The following is a 17772-nucleotide window of genomic DNA, read 5'->3' as shown; positions in this document are numbered from 1 at the left end:
GATTGGGTTTACAGAGTAATACCGGTGATGCTTACGGCCAGGGTATGGCTTTCACCGGGCGCCAGGGTCACCACATCATCCAGCACATTCGCCGTTTCGATGCACAACATTCCCTGCCAGCCATCATCGGCCATGTCATCGAACGCTTTGGCGCGTTCGGTCCAGGGATTCCAGATCACGGTCGATTTCGAACCTTCGCTGGTGAGCTGGATCCGACGCTGCCAATCTTTATCGACGATATTCAACTGCGTCGGTGTGTTGAGGTAAATGCGATCAGTCTCGGCGGTGAACGACAGCAACCCCGACTGTGTCTTTTTGCTCCAGCCGTCTGCAGTGTCGATATACGCCAACCCGTCCAGACCTTCGACCTGCACGTTGCGCACATCGCTCACGGCGAAATAGGTGTGCAGCGCCTGGCTTAAGGTCACGGTGTCGGTGCCACGGTTGTGGCTGGTCAGGCGAATATGCAACTGGTCGTCCAGTAGCAGGCTTAACGTCAGGTCGACATGATGGGGCCAGCCGGGAAAGCCGCCAGCGGGCACCGGTAGCGAGAACTCCAGTTGCAACGCATCGGCAACCGGAATCACCTCATCCAGTTTCCAGATCGCCGTGCGCACAAAACCGTGGGCGCCGGCAGGCTGTTCGCTCTGACGCATCGCCTTGACGCTATCGGGGTTGCGGTCGAATACACCAAACCACGGCCAGCACACCGGGACGCCGGTGCGGATGCCTTTGCCTTTCTTGAACACCGCCTCGGGGTTCGGCCAGATCAGCGGCTGCTCGCCCTGGCGCTGATAACTGAATATGTGCGCGCCCTGTTGGGCAACCATCAATTCAGCGCCGTTGTGGCGGATGCGCCAGCAGTCCAGTTCGTCGGTTTTCACGGTTTCAACGTGGGGCACAGGCATACAGAGCACTCTTTATGGCAGGCAATGGGGCAATTGACCGTCAAAACCCGGCGATGTTTAACGCGCGCGCGACGGCACTGAACGCGTACGGCCACTGCCATCGATGGCGACGAACACAAACACCGCTTCGGTAACCTTGCGCCATTCGCTGGACAGCGGGTCGTCGCTCCACACTTCGACCATCATCTGAATCGAGCTGCGGCCGATTTCCAGCGCCTGGGTATAAAAGGAAAGCTGCGCGCCCACGGCCACTGGCACCAGGAATGCCATGCGATCAATCGCCACGGTCGCCACGCGCCCGCCCGCTACTTTACTGGCCATTGCTGTGCCGGCGAGGTCCATTTGAGCGACCAACCAGCCGCCAAAGATGTCGCCAAAACCGTTGGTTTCACGCGGGAGCGCGGTGATTTGCAGGGCGAGATCGCCTTGCGGGATTGGATCTTCTTGTTCGAGTTCGATCATGCCGAGGGTGCCTCTGACCCGTGACGCTTCGGGTACTTCAAGTGGATAGCCGTCTTCTGGAAAAACGTTTCAGCACCAACATACACCGCGTGATGCGTTTCTCGTAAGGCGAACTAAAGGGAAACTCTGCCAAATCGGCTGGGTGGCACCCAACGACGCTTTGGCGCAGCAGCCCCTCAAGCCAGCGGGTTTGGCGCTGGCAAGGGCCGAGTATATCGAGACGCTGGCGCCGCGACGACCTCTCGGGGCTCATTTGGTCGGCTAATCGCGGCTGTATGGCGGCTTTTTCCCGCAACTGTGCTCATGGCGGCAGTATTGGCAGTCTGTGAGGTGCTGTTTCAAGAGAGCCCGATGGGTCCGGCTTACTCCGTGGCGCCTGTGTGTCGGCGCTTACCTGTGCAACCGCGGGCGTCAAGCAACGCTGTGCTTTTGCGGGCGATTTGCTATCGTGCCAAACCGACCCTGGCACGTGCCGGGGTCTCGCGTTCGCAATTTTGACAATAAGAGAAGCCTTGCCATGTCCTCCGTGCCCGCAAGCAGTGCGCAACCTTCGCGCCCGCTGACCCGCAACGACTACAAAACCCTGTCGCTGTCTGCCTTGGGCGGGGCGCTGGAGTTTTACGACTTCATCATCTTCGTGTTTTTCGCCACCGTGGTCGGAAAACTGTTCTTCCCCCTCGACATGCCTGAATGGCTGCGCATGATGCAGACCTTCGGCATCTTCGCCGCCGGCTACCTGGCGCGCCCGCTGGGCGGCATCATCATGGCGCACTTCGGCGACCTGCTGGGCCGCAAGAAAATGTTCACCTTGAGCATTTTCATGATGGCCGTGCCGACCCTGATCATGGGCCTGCTGCCCACCTACGCGCAGATCGGCCTGTGGGCGCCGCTGTTGCTCCTGCTGATGCGCGTCATCCAGGGCGCAGCGATTGGCGGCGAAGTACCGGGCGCCTGGGTGTTCGTTTCCGAGCACGTACCGCCGCGCCATATCGGCTACGCCTGCGGCACGCTGACCAGCGGCCTGACCGCCGGCATCTTGCTGGGCTCGCTGGTGGCTACCGCGATCAACACCTTGTACAGCCCGGAACAGGTTTCGGATTACGCTTGGCGCATCCCGTTTTTGCTGGGTGGCGTGTTCGGCCTGCTGTCGGTGTACCTGCGTCGCTGGTTGCATGAAACGCCGATTTTCGCCGAGATGCAGCAACGCAAAACCCTGGCGGCCGAACTGCCGTTGCGCGCGGTATTGCGCGACCATCGCAGTGCCATCGTCCTGTCGATGCTGCTGACCTGGCTGCTGTCGGCCGGTGTGGTGGTGGTCATTCTGATGACCCCGACCGTGTTGCAAACCGTCTACCACTTCAGCCCGACCATAGCGCTGCAAGCCAACAGCATGGCCATCGTCACCTTGAGCCTGGGCTGCATCGCCTCCGGTGCCCTGGCCGACCGCTTTGGCGCAGGCCGCGTGCTGGTCGTGGGTTGCCTGCTGCTGCTGGCGACCTCGTGGACGCTCTATCACAGCCTCATTGACCACCCGAACTGGCTTTTCCCGCTGTACACCTTGACCGGCCTGTTTGTGGGCGTGATCGGCGTGGTGCCTTACGTGATGGTGAAAGCCTTCCCGCCGGTGGTGCGGTTCAGTGGGTTGTCGTTCTCCTACAACGTCGCCTACGCCGTGTTTGGCGGTCTGACGCCGCTGGCGGTGTCGCTGCTGATGAAGGAAAGCCCGATGGGCCCTGCTTACTATGTCGCCGTGCTGTGCGTGATGGGGATGTTGGTGGGTGGTTACCTGTGGAAGCGCGGGCGTTAATTCACTGATAACCCTGTGGCGAGCGAGCTTGTTGTGGCGAGCGAGCTTGCTCGCGCTGGAGTGCGTAGCGCTCCCGCCTTATCTGGGGCCGCTACGCAGCCCAACGGGAGCAAGCTCCCTGCCACAGGTTTTGTATTCTGCCAACGGTTACAGAGTGTTTCTGAAATAGCGCCTCAACCTCCTCGCACGCCCCGTTTTTACTGATCTTCCCCCTTTCTGTCAGAGTTTTCATAAATGCTGGCCTTTCATCTAATTGTCACATTGCGGACATAGAGTGTTCACACGGCCTACCGATACTTGGCCCCGATCCAACTATCCTTATCTGCTAGGAGCAAGGCATGAAACTGAAACGTTTGATGGCGGCAATGACTTTTGTCGCTGCTGGCGTTGCGACCGCTAACGCGGTAGCCGCTGGTGTTGACCCGGCAATTCCGGCCTACGCCAAGACCACCGGTGTATCGGGCAACCTGTCCAGCGTTGGTTCCGACACCCTGGCGAACCTGATGACCTTGTGGGCTGAGTCCTACAAAAAGGAATACCCGAACGTTAACATCCAGATTCAGGCCGCTGGCTCCGCCACTGCGCCACCTGCGCTGACTGAAGGCACCTCCAACCTGGGCCCGATGAGCCGCAAAATGAAGGACACCGAACTGGCGGCCTTCGAACAAAAGTATGGCTACAAGCCAACCGCTATCCCGGTGGCTGTGGATGCCCTGGCTGTCTTCGTACACAAAGACAACCCGATCCAGCACCTGACCATGGAACAGGTCGACGCAATCTTCTCCTCGACGCGTCTGTGCGGCGGCAAAGCCGATGTGAAAACCTGGGGTGACCTGGGTGTGACCGGCGACCTGGCCAACAAGCCGGTTCAACTGTTCGGTCGTAACTCGGTATCCGGCACCTATGGCTACTTCAAAGAAGAAGCCCTGTGCAAAGGCGACTACAAGCCAAACGTGAACGAACAACCAGGCTCGGCTTCGGTCGTGCAGTCGATCAGCTCCTCGCTGAACGGCATCGGTTACTCGGGCATCGGCTACAAGACTGCAAGCGTGAAGACTGTAGCCCTGGCCAAGAAAGGCAGCACTGACTACATCGAAGACAGTGAAGAAAACGCCCTGAACGGCAAATACCCGCTGTCGCGTTTCCTCTACGTGTACGTCAACAAAGCCCCGAACAAGCCTCTGGCCCCGCTGGAAGCTGAGTTCGTGAAACTGGTTCTGTCCAAACAGGGCCAGGAAGTTGTAGTCAAGGACGGCTACATCCCTCTGCCAGCCAAAGTTGCCGCCAAGGCACTGGCTGACCTGGGTCTGAAAGAAGGCAACTAAGTTGCCTGCGCGGGGCCGGCTCACCGGCCCCGCCACTCAAATTTTTTAGCCCGCTGCCAGCTCTGCTACGCGGCGGCTTTGTTGCGTCACTGCACTGTCATCTTTCTGTCATACAGGACCGTTAGGGTGTGCGCATGAATGATCTGGCCAATTCCACCATGACGACGACTTCTCCTCCCAAGCGCATTGATTTCAATACGCCTGAGCTGCAACGCAAGCGCCGCATTCGCGCGCTCAAAGATCGCCTGACCCGTTGGTACGTGTTGATCGGCGGCCTCGCCGTCCTCGGCGCCATTACCCTGATCTTCTTCTTCCTGGCTTATGTTGTCGCGCCCCTGTTTCAAGGCGCCTCGCTGACCAAGGAAGAGGCGCTGACCCCAGCGTGGATCCAGGACGCCGGCAAGCCGTTGATGATCTCCCTCGAAGAACAGAACCAGGTCGCCATGCGGGTTTCCGACAAGGGCCAGGCGCTGTTCTTTGATGTGAGCACGGGCGCCGAGCTCAAGCGTGTCGACCTGCCGCTCCCGGCGGGCGTCAGCGTTGCCTCTATCGGTGAAGACCAGCCGGGCAGCCCGCTGGTGATCCTGGGTTTGTCGAATGGCCAGTCTCTGGTGTTCCGCCACACCTATAAGGTGTCCTACCCGGACGGCAAGAAAACCATTACGCCAGCGATTGAATACCCTTACGGCGAAACGCCGATCGTCCTTGACGAGCAGGGTCGCCCGCTGGAGCACGTCGCGCTCAACGCCACCGACTCCTCGCTGGTGGTTGCAGGTTCCGCAGGTTCCTACTTGAACGTGCTGAGCCTGAGCCGCGAAGAAAACATGATGACCGGCGAAGTCACCAGCGAGCAGAAGCGTATCGAGCTGCCGCAAATGACCGAGCCGGTGAAGGCGATCTTCATCGACCCGCGTCAGCAGTGGTTATACGTGATCAACGGTCGCGCCCTTGCTGACGTCTTCAGCCTGCGCGACAAGAGCCTCAACGGTCGCTACAAACTGCTCGAAGACGGCAACTCCGAAATCACCGCCAGCACCCAGCTGGTGGGCGGTATCTCGCTGATCGTCGGTAACTCCAAAGGTGGCCTGGCCCAGTGGTTCATGGCCCGCGACCCGGATGGCGAGCAACGCCTGAAGCAGATTCGTACGTTCCAGATGGGCACTGCGCCCATCGTTGAAATCACTGCCGAAGAACGTCGCAAAGGCTTCACCGCCCTCGACGCCTCCGGCAAGTTCGGCGTGTTCCACAGCACCGCCCACCGCACCTTGCTGGTCGACCCGGTGGTCGACGGCCAAGGCGTGTTCGGCCTGTCGCCACGGGCCAACCGCGTGATCGTGGAAGCCGGCGGCAAGCTGCAACCGTTGCTGCTGGACAACCCGCACCCGGAAGTCTCGTGGAGCGCGTTGTGGAGCAAGGTCTGGTACGAGAACTACGACGAGCCTAAATACGTCTGGCAATCGACCGCCGCCAACACCGACTTCGAACCTAAAATGAGCCTGGCCCCGCTGACCTTCGGTACTTTGAAGGCCGCGTTCTACGCCATGCTGCTGGCCGCGCCACTGGCCGTTGCCGCCGCGATCTACACTGCTTACTTCATGGCCCCGAGCCTGCGCCGCAAGGTCAAGCCGGTGATCGAACTGATGGAAGCGATGCCGACGGTGATCCTGGGCTTCTTCGCCGGCCTGTTCCTGGCGCCGTATGTGGAAGGGCATCTACCGGGGATTTTCAGCCTGTTGATGCTGTTGCCGATTGGCATCCTGGTCGCCGGTTTTGTGTTCAGCCGCTTGCCTGAATCGATCCGCCTGCGCGTTCCCGATGGTTGGGAAAGCGCGATTCTGATCCCGGTGATCCTGTTTGTGGGCTGGCTCTCGCTGTACATGAGCCCGTACCTGGAAACATGGTTCTTCGGCGGCGACATGCGCATGTGGATTTCCCACGACCTGGGCATCACCTACGACCAGCGCAACGCCTTGGTCGTCGGCCTGGCCATGGGCTTCGCGGTGATCCCGAACATCTACTCCATCGCTGAAGACGCCGTGTTCAGCGTGCCGCGCGGCCTGACACTGGGCTCGCTGGCTCTGGGTGCCACACCGTGGCAGACCATGACCCGCGTGGTCATCCTGACCGCCAGCCCGGGGATTTTCTCGGCGCTGATGATCGGCATGGGCCGCGCCGTTGGCGAGACCATGATCGTACTGATGGCCACTGGTAACACGCCGGTGATGGAGATGAACCTGTTCGAAGGTCTGCGCACCCTGGCGGCCAACGTCGCGGTAGAAATGCCTGAGTCGGAAGTGGGCGGTAGTCACTACCGCGTGCTGTTCCTCTCGGCACTGGTACTGCTGCTGTTCACCTTCATCATGAACACCCTCGCCGAGCTGATCCGTCAGCGTCTGCGCAAGAAATACTCGTCGCTTTAAGAAAGGTAGAAGTCTGTGAAACAGAACTCCCTGAATGGATGGTTCAAGAGCGGCGCCCCCGGCGTCTGGATCAGTGGTGGCGCGGTGTCCATCGCGGTCATCATGACCATTGGTTTGCTGGCCGTGATTGCCGTGCGTGGTTTGGGCCATTTCTGGCCGGCTGACCTGATCCAGGCCAACTACAGCGTGCCGGGCCAGGAAAACCATATCGTCGTCGGCGAAGTGGTGCAGAAAGAAGAAGTGCCCCGCGAGCGCCTGAAAAGCGCTGGCCTGCCGGTGCCGGACCAAGGCCCGGAATTCATGACCCGCGAGCTGATCAAGGTCGGCAACCGTGACTTGAACGGCAACGATTTCACCTGGATCGTCGGCGAGTGGTTGAAGGACCAGACCAAGCCCGTGGAGCTGATGGCCATCGAGCGCCGCGAGTGGGGTAACTTCTACGGCACCCTGGTTAACGTCAAGCAGGATGGCAAAGTCATCGCAGTAGGCGAGGCCGCGTGGCCTGAGCTGCAAGCCCGCGTCGACCGCGTGAACAAGCTGGCTGCCCAGCTCAAGAGCCTGGAAAAAACCGACATCGGCGCGATCAACGCCGGGCTTGAGCGCATCCGCTTGCACGGTCGCAAGCTCGAGCTGGAAGGCAAGCTGGACGCCACCGCACAGGCGGACATGGATGCCGGCCGTGCCGAGCTGAATGCTCGCTACCAGGACATCGAGGCGCGCCTGGCAGACCTGCACACCCAGTTCAACCGCGACAGCCTGACCGCCCGCGACGCCAACGGCAAAGAACTGGAAATCGGCATCGGCAAAGTGGTACACGCTTACCAGCCGAACGCCATGGGTTACATGACCAAGGTCGGCTTCTACTTCAGCAAGATCTGGGAATTCCTCAGCGATGACCCACGGGAAGCCAACACCGAAGGCGGGATTTTCCCGGCTATTTTCGGCACCGTGATGATGACCCTGATCATGGCGATGATCGTGACCCCGTTCGGCGTGCTGGCGGCGGTGTACCTGCGTGAATACGCCAAACAGAACGCCCTGACGCGCATTATCCGCATCGCGGTGAACAACCTGGCGGGTGTTCCAGCCATCGTCTACGGCGTGTTCGGCCTGGGCTTCTTCGTGTATGTATTGGGTGGCTCGGTTGACCGTATATTCTTCTCCGAAGCCCTGCCGGCCCCAACCTTCGGTACGCCGGGTCTGCTGTGGGCCTCGCTGACCCTGGCGCTGCTGGCGGTGCCGGTGGTGATTGTGGCTACCGAAGAAGGCTTGGCGCGAATTCCTCGCACCGTGCGTGAAGGCTCGCTGGCATTGGGCGCTACCAAGGCGGAAACGCTGTGGAAGATCGTGCTGCCGATGGCCAGCCCGGCGATGATGACCGGCATGATCCTCGCCGTGGCCCGTGCCGCCGGTGAAGTGGCGCCGCTGATGTTGGTGGGTGTGGTGAAACTGGCGCCGTCGCTGCCGCTGGATGGCAACTACCCGTATTTGCACCTGGACCAGAAGATCATGCACCTGGGCTTCCATATTTATGACGTAGGCTTCCAGAGCCCTAACGTCGAGGCAGCACGGCCACTGGTATATGCGACTGCACTGTTGCTGGTGCTGGTGATTGCGACGCTTAACTTGTCGGCGGTGTGGATCCGTAACCACCTGCGCGAGAAATACAAAGCGCTGGACAGCTGATTGAAGTGAACGCGGACTAAATGTGGGAGCGGGCTTGCTCGCGAATACGGCGTATCAGAAACACAGGTGCTGCTGACCCACCGCTTTCGCGAGCAAGCCCGCTCCCACATGGATCGCGTAACACACAGATTTTCGAGTAGACCGCCCCCGGCGGTCCAACACAACGAATTGGTAGCACAGGGAGCATCCCATGCAACATGAAACCCACACCCACGGCATCAACATGTCGGCACTGGGTCGCGACAAGCAGAGCCTGAGCCTGGCCCAGGAAACCGTGGCCATCGAAGTGCCGGGCCTGAGCCTGTACTACGGTGAAAAGCAGGCGCTGTTCGACGTCAGCATGAACATCCCCAAGCAGCGCGTGACCGCCTTTATCGGCCCGTCCGGCTGCGGCAAGTCCACGCTGCTGCGTACGTTCAACCGCATGAACGACTTGGTTGACGGCTGCCGCGTAGAAGGTGCTATCAACCTCTACGGCACCAACATCTACCGCAAGGGCGAAGACGTAGCCGAGCTGCGTCGCCGCGTCGGCATGGTGTTCCAGAAGCCGAACCCGTTCCCCAAGACCATCTACGAAAACGTGGTCTATGGCCTGCGCATCCAGGGCATCAACAAAAAACGCATCCTCGACGAAGCCGTTGAGTGGGCTCTGAAAGGCGCGGCGCTGTGGGACGAGGTCAAAGACCGCCTGCACGAATCGGCACTCGGCCTGTCCGGTGGTCAGCAACAACGACTGGTGATCGCGCGCACTATCGCCGTGGAACCGGAAGTGTTGCTGCTCGACGAACCGTGCTCGGCACTCGACCCGATCTCGACGCTGAAAGTCGAAGAGCTGATTTACGAGCTCAAATCCAAGTTCACCATCGTTATCGTGACCCACAACATGCAACAGGCGGCGCGGGTTTCCGACTACACCGCGTTCATGTACATGGGCAAACTGGTGGAATTCGGCGACACCGACACCCTGTTTACCAACCCGGCCAAGAAGCAGACCGAAGACTACATCACCGGTCGTTACGGCTAGCCCGCGGTGGTTCTGATTGCACTGAATGCTGCGGCTTCCCGCACCTTACCGGACGCTCCAAGGACACCCACATGATCAGCAAAGAAGGCCTTACCCATCACATCTCCGCGCAGTTCAACGCCGAGCTTGAGGAGGTGCGCAGCCACCTCCTGGCGATGGGTGGGCTGGTGGAGAAGCAAGTCAATGACGCCGTGACTGCGCTGATTGAGGCCGACTCGGGCCTGGCCCAGCAAGTGCGCGAAATTGATGACCAGATCAACCAGATGGAACGCAACATCGACGAAGAATGCCTGCGCATTCTGGCCCGTCGCCAACCGGCGGCGTCCGACCTGCGTTTGATCATCAGCATTTCCAAGTCGGTGATTGACCTTGAGCGCATCGGCGACGAAGCCACCAAGATCGCCCGCCGCGCCATCCAGTTGAGTGAGGAAGGCGAAGCGCCACGCGGATACGTGGAGGTGCGTCACATCGGCGACCAGGTGCGCAATATGGTGCGTGATGCCCTGGACGCGTTTGCCCGCTTCGACGCCGACCTGGCGTTGTCGGTAGCCCAGTACGACAAGATCATCGACCGCGAATACAAAACCGCGCTGCGCGAGCTGGCCACCTACATGATGGAAGACCCGCGCTCTATCTCGCGCGTCTTGAACATTATCTGGGTGCTGCGCTCCCTGGAACGGATCGGCGACCACGCGCGCAATATCTCCGAACTGGTCATCTATCTGGTACGCGGCACCGACGTGCGGCACATGGGCCTCAAGCGCATGAAAGCCGAAGTTGAGGGCACAGCCGACCAAATCCCTAATGTTTCGGGCGAAACTGACGATAAGTAAGGTTGCCCGAGAAATTTACGCCCGGCCATTGGCCGGGCGTTTTCGTTTGTGGCCTCTGAATTATTTGCACGGCAGGCGACATAAAGTCCTTCTGTGAACCGCGAGTTTTGGCAAAATGCCATCGGTCAGGCGTTTGCGTGCCGACGTTTTTATAGGGTGAAGGGTCGATGAGTAAAGTCAGTGTGTTGGTGGTGGATGACGCCTCGTTTATCCGCGACCTGGTGAAGAAGTGCCTGCGCAACTACTTCCCGGGGATCCAGATTGAAGACGCGGTGAATGGCAAGAAGGCGCAATCCGTCCTGATGCGCGAAACCTTCGACTTGGTGCTGTGCGATTGGGAAATGCCCGAGATGTCCGGCCTTGAGCTGCTGACCTGGTGCCGTGAACAACCGCACCTGAAGGCCATGCCGTTTGTGATGGTGACCAGCCGTGGCGACAAGGAAAACGTGGTGCAGGCGATCCAGGCCGGGGTTTCCGGCTATGTCAGCAAACCGTTCACCAACGAACAGCTGCTGAACAAGGTCAAGCAGGCCCTGCACAAGATCGGCCGTCTCGACGCCCTGATCGCCAGTGCGCCGACCAAAATGAACTCGGCGTTCGGCAACGATTCCCTGAGCGCTCTGACGGGCGGTAAACCCGAAGCGGTCAAGTCAGCCCCGGCCCCGGTCGCGGCAGCGCCTAATAAAGGCTTGCTTAACACGCCTCCCGTGCAAGCGCCGGCTTCTGCATCGCCGGCCAGCGGTCGTGGCCAGGGCCAACTGCGTCTATCCAGTGGTACTCAGCAGTGTGTGATCAAGGCGCTGAGCATCAAGGAAGCGCTGCTGGTGGTGCGTCGCACTGACGTGCTGCCTCAGGTACTGGAAAGTGCCGTACTCGACCTTGAGCAGGGCGACAACGCCGAAGTCGCCCGCCTCAACGGTTACCTGCACGCCATCGTCGCCTACGAGCCCAGGCCCGACAGCGACTGGCTGCAACTGACCTTCCGGTTTATCGACCAGGATGCGCAAAAGCTCGACTACATCTCCCGCCTGATCGCGCGCGGCACGGCGCAGAAGCATTTTGTGCCGGGTGCATGATCTAAAGAGCACCGTCTAACTAATGTGGGAGCGGGCTTGCTCGCGAAGGCGGACTATCAGTCACCGAATGTATCGACTGATCTACCGACTTCGCGAGCAAGCCCGCTCCCACAGTTTGATCTTCATTGATTGGCTGAAGGTGTTGTTGATCAATCCAGCAACAGCACCTTGGCCAGCACAATCTTCGGGCCTTTCATCTTCTTGATGATGATCCGCAAGCCATCGACTTCCAGCACTTCTTCCTCTTCCGGCACGCGTTTAAGCGTGTCGTAGATCAGGCCGGCCAGGGTCTCGGCTTCGATGTGGTCCAGGTCGACACCCAGCAGGCGTTCCACTTTGAACAACGGCGTGTCGCCGCGCACCAGCAGTTTGCCCGGCTGGTAGGCCAGGATGCCGCGCTCGGCCTTGCGGTGTTCGTCCTGGATGTCGCCGACCAGCACTTCGAGCACGTCTTCCATGGTCAGGTAGCCGATGATATTGCCGTCGGCTTCCTCCACCAGGGCGAAGTGTGCGCCGCCTTTGCGGAACTGCTCCAGTAGCTGCGACAACGGCATGTGCCGTGAGACACGCTCCAGCGGGCGGGTCAGCTCGGCCAGGTTGAACGACTCGGGAAGGTGGTCCAGGGCTGCCAGTTCCAGCAGCAAATCCTTGATGTGCAGCAGGCCGACGAACTCGTTGCGCACCGCGTCATACACCGGGTAGCGGCTGAATTTGTGGCGGCGGAACAGCGCAAGGATTTCCTTGAGCGGGGCGTTGAAGTCCAGGGTCACCAGGTCTTCCCGGGAGTTGGCCCAGTCGACCACTTCCAGCTCGCCCATTTCCACAGCGGACGCAAGGACGCGCATACCTTGGTCGCTGGGGTCCTGGCCACGGCTGGAGTGCAGGATCAGCTTGAGTTCTTCCCGGCTGTAATGGTGTTCGTGGTGCGGGCCAGGCTCGCCTTGGCCAGCGATGCGCAGGATGGCGTTGGCGCTGGCGTTGAGCAGGTAGATCGCCGGGTACATGGCCCAGTAGAACAGGTACAGCGGCACCGCCGTCCACAGCGACAGCAGCTCGGGTTTGCGAATGGCCCAGGATTTGGGCGCCAATTCACCGACCACGATGTGCAGGTAGGAGATCACGAAGAAGGCGGCAAAGAACGACACGCCCTTGATCACTTCAGGCGACTGCACGCCGACGGCGCCCAGCAGCGGCTCGAGGATGTGCGCAAACGCCGGCTCACCGACCCAGCCCAGACCCAGGGAGGCGAGGGTGATACCCAACTGGCAGGCCGACAGGTAGGCGTCGAGCTGACTGTGCACGGTGCGCAGGATCTGCCCGCGCCAGCCGTTGGTGTGGGCGATGGCCTCGACCCGGGTCGAGCGCAGTTTGACCATGGCGAATTCCGCCGCAACGAAGAAACCGTTGAGCAGTACCAGGATCAGTGCAAAAAGAATCATGCCGAAGTCGGCAAAGAGTGTCGCGAGGGTGATGCCAGGGGAAGGGTCCATGATGGGGTTTTGCAGGTTCCGTGTGTTCAATAAGGAGTGACAGAAGGGCCTGAAAGGCAGGCGCAAGTCGGCCAATGTAGCGGCTGACGGGGCGCTTGCCTAGTGCCTGCTGCCGGGCGGGCCCTGGAATACGCTCTCAAAAACGATGTAGATCCAATGTGGGAGCGGGCTTGCTCGCGAATGCGGTGGGTCAGGTATAGATGTGTTGGCTGACCCACCGCATTCGCGAGCAAGCCCGCTCCCACATTTAGCGCTGCGTCTTCTTTGGGTTACTCATCATTCCCCAGCTCCTGCGAACGGGTCATCTGCGCCGGCTGGAAATGGCAGGTAAAGGTGCTGCCATGCCCCAACACACTGCTGATTTCCAGGCGTGCGCGGTGGCGCAGCAACACGTGTTTGACGATGGCCAAACCCAGGCCGGTGCCGCCGGTGTTGGAGTTGCGGCTGGAATCAACGCGGTAGAAACGCTCGGTCAGGCGTGGCAAGTGCTTGGCGTCGATGCCGATGCCGGAGTCCTGCACGCTCAGGTGCGCCCCGTGTTCGTCGGCCCACCAGCGGATGCGGATATTGCCCTTGTCCTGTGTGTACTTCACGGCGTTGAACACCAGGTTGGAGAACGCGCTGCGCAATTCGCCTTCGCTGCCCTTGAGCAGGATCGACGCATCGGCTTCCAGGCTGATGTGCTGCCCGCGTTCGCCGGAGAGCGCCTGGGCGTCGTTCTTGATGGTCTGCAACAAGCTTTGCACCGCCACCGGGTGGTTGTCCGACGGGTAGTCCGTAGCTTCCAGCTTGGCCAGCAGCAGCAGGTCATTGAGCAAGGTCTGCATGCGTGAGCCTTGCTGCTGCATCTGTTGCAGGGCACGGCTCCAGCGCGGGTTGATCTCGTCGACGTTGTCCAGCAGCGTCTCCAGGTAACCGCAGATCACCGTCAGCGGCGTGCGCAGTTCGTGGGATACGTTAGCGACGAAGTCTTTGCGCATCTGTTCCAGCTGGTGAATGCGTGTGACATCGCGCACCAGCATCAAATGTTCGTTGTTGCCGTAGCGCGTCAGGTAGAGCTGGATGCGCACGCGGTCATTGGCGGGCGAGGGGATCTCCAGGGCTTCTTCGTAGTTCTCCTGTTCGAAGTACTCCTTGAAGCGCGGGTGGCGCACCAGGTTGGTCACCGGCTGGCCGCTGTCCTGAGGCGTCTTCAGACCCAGTAGCGTCTCGGCGGCGCGGTTCCACCATTCCAGGTTGCCGTCGCTGTCGAGCATGATCACCGCGTCTTTGAGCGCGGCGGTGGATTCCTGCACCCGGTCGATCACCGCTTGCAGGCGCCCGCGTACACGCTGGTCGCGACGTTGCAGGTGGTAGATGCTGTCAAACACCTCGCCCCACAAACCATAGCCATCGGGCGGTGCTTCGTCGTGTTTTTGCTTGCGCAGCCATTCATGCAGGCGCAGCAGTTGTTTGAGCGTCCAGCCCAGGTACAGGCCGATGCCCACGGCCAGCGCCCAGCCATATTGGCCAGTGACCAGGCCAACCACCAGGCAGCCGGTGATCAACAGAAGCATGTGGCGGATCAGGGTGCCATGCCAGTTTTGATTCACTTGAACACGCGTCCTTGTCAGCAGTTAAGTCAGGCAGCGACCGGCTCAGCCCTTGGTCGAAAACCGGTAGCCGGTACCGCGCACGGTTTGTACCAGATTCTCGTAGGCATCGCCCAAGGCTTTACGCAGGCGGCGGATGTGCACGTCCACGGTGCGCTCTTCCACGTACACGTTGCCGCCCCAGACCTGGTCGAGCAATTGGCCACGGGTGTAGGCACGTTCCTGGTGAGTCATGAAGAATTGCAGCAGGCGGTATTCGGTGGGGCCCATTTCAGCCGGCGTGCCGTCGATGGTCACGCGGTGGCTGATCGGGTCAAGGATCAGGCCGCCCACTTCAATTGGCGCTTCGCCATCGGTAGGGCCGGCGCGGCGCAGTACAGCTTTCAGACGTGCGACCAGTTCCCGTGGGGAAAACGGCTTGGTGATGTAGTCATCGGCGCCGACTTCAAGCCCCTGGATCTTGTTGTCCTCTTCACCCTTGGCGGTGAGCATGATGATCGGGATATCCCCGGTCAGCTCGTCACGCTTGAGGCGGCGCGCCAACTCGATGCCAGAGGTGCCAGGCAGCATCCAGTCAAGCAGGATCAGGTCCGGCTTGCGGTCAACGATAATGGCATGGGCCTGCTGGGAGTTCTCCGCCTCCAGGCAGTCATAGCCGGCCATTTCCAACGCAACGGCGATCATCTCGCGAATGGGCGCTTCGTCGTCAACGATCAGAATGCTCCTGCCAACCATGCCTAAATCCTCTTGTCATTTAACTGTCTTGCGCCGCATTAGATAACGGAATTATTGCAGTCGTGTGACAGTAATTTAGTCGCTCGGGCAAATAACGGCACTCTGGACTACCCTTTGGGTCCGAATCCTGACAACCAAAAAAGGAAGGTTCCGATGACTTACCGCACTATTTCCTGGAAAGCCCTGCTGGTGACGGCTGCGTTGACACTGCCAACCCTGGCGTTCGCCGCAGAGCCGGCAATGACCAAAGACGGTATGTTGGTGGATCACAAGGGCCTGACCCTCTACACCTTCGACAAGGACGCCGACGGCAAATCAGTGTGCAAAGACCAGTGCGCGACCAACTGGCCGCCGCTGAAGGCGGAGTCTACCGACAAGCCTGCGGGCAAGTGGACGGTGATCACCCGTGATGACCAGACCAGTCAGTGGGCTTACAACGGCAAACCGGTGTACACCTACAAGGAAGACACGAAGGCCGGTGAAAAGACCGGTGATGGCAAGGGCGGAGCGTGGCACATCATCAAGCCCTGAGGTGATTCCTGTGGCGAGCGGGCCTGTTGTGGCTAGTAGGCTTATTGTGGCCAGTGGGCTTGCCGTGGCCAGTGGGCTTGTTGTGGCGAGCGGGCTTGCCCCGCGTTGGGCTGCGAAGCGGCCCTGAGACCAGGCAACCCGGTTAATCTGAAACAGCGCGGTGGTCCTGAAAGGGGCCGCTTCGCGCCCCAACGCGGGGCAAGCCCGCTCGCCACAACAAGCCCGCGCGCCACAACAAGACTCACAGCCCGGCTCAGCGAAACCCGTAATCCGCCACAATCCCCACAAAAATCGCCAGCCCTGCCCAGTGGTTGTGCAAAAACGCCTTGAAGCACTTCATCCGGTCCTTGTCCCGGGTGTACCAGAACTCCCAGGCAAAACACCCAGCCGCCGCCAGCAACCCCAGGTGAAACCAACCGCCCAGCTCGAACCGCAGGCCCGCCAGCCACAGGCAGACCAGCGACAAACCCTGCAGGCTCAAGATAATGATGCGATCGGCATCGCCAAACAAAATCGCTGTAGATTTCACCCCGATCCGCAGGTCGTCATCACGGTCAGTCATCGCGTAATACGTGTCATAACCCACAGTCCACAGTAGGTTGGCGATGTACAGCAGCCACGCTGCGGCAGGCAAATGCCCGGTTTCGGCGGTGAACGCCATCGGCATGCCCCACGAAAACGCCGCACCCAATACCACCTGCGGGTAATAGGTGTAGCGCTTCATGAACGGATAGCTCGCCGCCAGCGCCAAACCGCCGAGGGATAGCAGAATGGTCGTGGCATTGGTCAGCAGCACCAGCAGGAAACTGATACCCATCAGCAGCGCAAAAAACACCAGCGCCTCTTTCGAACTGATCTTGCCGCTGACCAGCGGGCGCTGCTCGGTGCGCTTCACGTGGCCGTCGACCTTGCGGTCGGCCCAGTCATTGATCACGCAGCCGCCAGCCCGGGTCAGCACCACGCCCAGCACAAAAATCACGATATTGATAAACGACGGTGAGCCCTTGCCGGCAATCCACAGCGCCCACAGCGTCGGCCACAGCAGCAGGTAAATGCCGATTGGCTTGTCCATGCGGGTCAACTGAATGAAATCCCAGGCCCGTGGGTTCAGGCGATTCAGGGATTTGAGCAAGCGTTGATACATCAGCGGTTCTCCGGATGGTCGTGCAACGCGTGCCAGAAGCTCGGCAGGAAGATTTCCGCCACGAGCACGCTCAACGCCCCGCGATCAAAGCGCGAGCGGCGGGCCCACAGTCCATCGGCCTGATCTGCCGTGGGCAGCCATTGCCGAGGGTAATGGCACACCTCGATCACCTGGCGGGTGAACGCCCGGTCGCAGAACAGCAATTCACCCAGGGAGCGGCTGCCCAACGCATCCATGTGCAAGCCGTCGCCCTGCAAGGCACTGCGCGATGCAACGCTGCGGGCAAACACCCACGGCTGACCATGCCCGCGCAAATACACCTCACGCACCCAACCGACAGTGGCCGGCGCCAGGTTCAGGGCGGCGCATTCATCATCACGCAGCGGCTGCCAGCCTTCGAGCAACGGCGTCACGCTGAAACCGTCGTCTGACAGCCACGTCAGCCGCCGCGTCAGCGAACCTTCATCGAACAGCCAGTTGAGAGTCAAGGGCGCAGGCAGGGGGCTCAGAAGGCTCTGGGTCAGCCATTGGCAAGCATCGGTAGGGACGATTGAGTGCGGCACGGTGAGTCAGTATCGGCAGCAAAAGAGGCGGCGAGCTTACCATGGCGCCCTGGAGTTTTGCCGAGCCGAACCGGCCCCATGCGTCGATCACGCTTGCATCTGGCGGCCCCGATCAGTACAAAACGCCCTGAGCCGCGCGGCAACGTGGGTCTATCGACCGCCGGCCAAGATGCCTG

General features: G+C 60.4%; 15 protein-coding genes. 8 read left to right on the top strand and 7 right to left on the bottom strand.

Features of this window, described 5'->3' with window-relative positions:
• Positions 1-8: 8 nt before the first annotated feature.
• Together Q7C20_RS04150 and Q7C20_RS04145 are read right to left on the bottom strand one after the other, a co-directional pair.
• Positions 9-908, bottom strand: a complete 900-nt coding sequence (locus tag Q7C20_RS04150) for a D-hexose-6-phosphate mutarotase (RefSeq protein ID WP_375065656.1) — start codon at positions 906-908, stop codon at positions 9-11.
• A 57-nt stretch (positions 909-965) separates the two neighbouring features.
• Positions 966-1370 carry an acyl-CoA thioesterase gene (locus Q7C20_RS04145; protein WP_003176975.1) on the bottom strand — a complete coding sequence of 135 codons (405 nt, stop codon included), beginning with the start codon at positions 1368-1370 and terminating at the stop codon, positions 966-968.
• A gap of 517 nt (positions 1371-1887) precedes the next feature.
• On the opposite strand from Q7C20_RS04145, the gene Q7C20_RS04140 reads away from it, so the two are divergent.
• From Q7C20_RS04140 to Q7C20_RS04110, 7 genes are all read left to right on the top strand, one after another.
• A complete protein-coding gene (locus Q7C20_RS04140) occupies positions 1888-3177 on the top strand; it encodes an MFS transporter (protein WP_375065652.1) in 1290 nt (429 codons plus the stop codon).
• A gap of 338 nt (positions 3178-3515) precedes the next feature.
• The gene (locus Q7C20_RS04135) at positions 3516-4502 is read left to right on the top strand and encodes a phosphate ABC transporter substrate-binding protein PstS (protein WP_375065650.1); all 987 of its coding nucleotides are present in this window, start codon (positions 3516-3518) and stop codon (positions 4500-4502) included.
• Positions 4503-4888: 386 nt separating this feature from the next.
• Positions 4889-6922: an ABC transporter permease subunit gene (locus Q7C20_RS04130; RefSeq protein WP_375065962.1), complete on the top strand. Its 2034-nt coding sequence runs from the start codon at positions 4889-4891 to the stop codon at positions 6920-6922.
• 15 nt (positions 6923-6937) lie between these two features.
• A complete protein-coding gene (gene pstA, locus Q7C20_RS04125; RefSeq protein ID WP_375065648.1) occupies positions 6938-8608 on the top strand; it encodes a phosphate ABC transporter permease PstA in 1671 nt (556 codons plus the stop codon).
• Between the two features lie 190 nt (positions 8609-8798).
• Positions 8799-9632, top strand: coding sequence for a phosphate ABC transporter ATP-binding protein PstB (gene pstB / locus Q7C20_RS04120; protein WP_056860879.1), 834 nt, complete (start codon positions 8799-8801; stop codon positions 9630-9632).
• A gap of 71 nt (positions 9633-9703) precedes the next feature.
• Positions 9704-10465, top strand: a complete 762-nt coding sequence (gene phoU, locus Q7C20_RS04115; RefSeq protein WP_375065645.1) for a phosphate signaling complex protein PhoU — start codon at positions 9704-9706, stop codon at positions 10463-10465.
• A gap of 167 nt (positions 10466-10632) precedes the next feature.
• Positions 10633-11541: a response regulator gene (locus Q7C20_RS04110; protein WP_375065643.1), complete on the top strand. Its 909-nt coding sequence runs from the start codon at positions 10633-10635 to the stop codon at positions 11539-11541.
• A gap of 149 nt (positions 11542-11690) precedes the next feature.
• Here the strand turns inward: Q7C20_RS04110 and Q7C20_RS04105 are convergent, their stop codons facing one another.
• From Q7C20_RS04105 to phoB, 3 genes are all read right to left on the bottom strand, one after another.
• Positions 11691-13031, bottom strand: a complete 1341-nt coding sequence (locus Q7C20_RS04105) for a hemolysin family protein (RefSeq protein ID WP_375065641.1) — start codon at positions 13029-13031, stop codon at positions 11691-11693.
• A gap of 269 nt (positions 13032-13300) precedes the next feature.
• Positions 13301-14587 carry a phosphate regulon sensor histidine kinase PhoR gene (phoR, locus tag Q7C20_RS04100; RefSeq protein ID WP_375065960.1) on the bottom strand — a complete coding sequence of 429 codons (1287 nt, stop codon included), beginning with the start codon at positions 14585-14587 and terminating at the stop codon, positions 13301-13303.
• Between the two features lie 81 nt (positions 14588-14668).
• Positions 14669-15358: a phosphate regulon transcriptional regulator PhoB gene (gene phoB, locus Q7C20_RS04095; RefSeq protein ID WP_003231714.1), complete on the bottom strand. Its 690-nt coding sequence runs from the start codon at positions 15356-15358 to the stop codon at positions 14669-14671.
• A 153-nt stretch (positions 15359-15511) separates the two neighbouring features.
• On the opposite strand from phoB, the gene Q7C20_RS04090 reads away from it, so the two are divergent.
• The gene (locus Q7C20_RS04090) at positions 15512-15889 is read left to right on the top strand and encodes a hypothetical protein (RefSeq protein WP_375065638.1); all 378 of its coding nucleotides are present in this window, start codon (positions 15512-15514) and stop codon (positions 15887-15889) included.
• Positions 15890-16142: 253 nt separating this feature from the next.
• Here Q7C20_RS04090 and ubiA read toward each other — a convergent pair whose 3' ends face one another.
• Both ubiA and Q7C20_RS04080 read right to left on the bottom strand, forming a co-directional pair.
• Positions 16143-17033, bottom strand: coding sequence for a 4-hydroxybenzoate octaprenyltransferase (ubiA, locus tag Q7C20_RS04085; protein ID WP_348055408.1), 891 nt, complete (start codon positions 17031-17033; stop codon positions 16143-16145).
• On the bottom strand, positions 17033-17596 hold the full coding sequence (locus tag Q7C20_RS04080; protein ID WP_375065636.1) for a chorismate--pyruvate lyase family protein: 564 nt from the start codon (positions 17594-17596) through the stop codon (positions 17033-17035). Before Q7C20_RS04080 ends, ubiA begins: the two co-directional genes overlap by 1 nt.
• Positions 17597-17772: the final 176 nt, after the last annotated feature.

This window comes from Pseudomonas sp. AMR01, assembly GCF_041946035.1.
Lineage (GTDB): Bacteria > Pseudomonadota > Gammaproteobacteria > Pseudomonadales > Pseudomonadaceae > Aquipseudomonas > Aquipseudomonas antarctica_B.
Note: the sequence above shows the minus strand (reverse complement) of the source record. Positions and strands in the feature narration are given on the sequence as shown.

What these genes read in the sequence shown, in the direction of transcription:
- Q7C20_RS04135 (WP_375065650.1), top strand. Translation starts at nt 3,516, where the DNA reads ATGAAACTGAAACGTTTGATGGCGGCAATGACTTTTGTCGCTGCTGGC.
- Q7C20_RS04145 (WP_003176975.1), bottom strand. Translation starts at nt 1,370, where the DNA reads ATGATCGAACTCGAACAAGAAGATCCAATCCCGCAAGGCGATCTCGCC.
- Q7C20_RS04140 (WP_375065652.1), top strand. Translation starts at nt 1,888, where the DNA reads ATGTCCTCCGTGCCCGCAAGCAGTGCGCAACCTTCGCGCCCGCTGACC.
- phoR (WP_375065960.1), bottom strand. Translation starts at nt 14,587, where the DNA reads ATGCTTCTGTTGATCACCGGCTGCCTGGTGGTTGGCCTGGTCACTGGC.
- Q7C20_RS04105 (WP_375065641.1), bottom strand. Translation starts at nt 13,031, where the DNA reads ATGGACCCTTCCCCTGGCATCACCCTCGCGACACTCTTTGCCGACTTC.
- ubiA (WP_348055408.1), bottom strand. Translation starts at nt 17,033, where the DNA reads ATGTATCAACGCTTGCTCAAATCCCTGAATCGCCTGAACCCACGGGCC.
- Q7C20_RS04090 (WP_375065638.1), top strand. Translation starts at nt 15,512, where the DNA reads ATGACTTACCGCACTATTTCCTGGAAAGCCCTGCTGGTGACGGCTGCG.
- pstB (WP_056860879.1), top strand. Translation starts at nt 8,799, where the DNA reads ATGCAACATGAAACCCACACCCACGGCATCAACATGTCGGCACTGGGT.
- phoB (WP_003231714.1), bottom strand. Translation starts at nt 15,358, where the DNA reads ATGGTTGGCAGGAGCATTCTGATCGTTGACGACGAAGCGCCCATTCGC.
- Q7C20_RS04110 (WP_375065643.1), top strand. Translation starts at nt 10,633, where the DNA reads ATGAGTAAAGTCAGTGTGTTGGTGGTGGATGACGCCTCGTTTATCCGC.
- Q7C20_RS04150 (WP_375065656.1), bottom strand. Translation starts at nt 908, where the DNA reads ATGCCTGTGCCCCACGTTGAAACCGTGAAAACCGACGAACTGGACTGC.
- phoU (WP_375065645.1), top strand. Translation starts at nt 9,704, where the DNA reads ATGATCAGCAAAGAAGGCCTTACCCATCACATCTCCGCGCAGTTCAAC.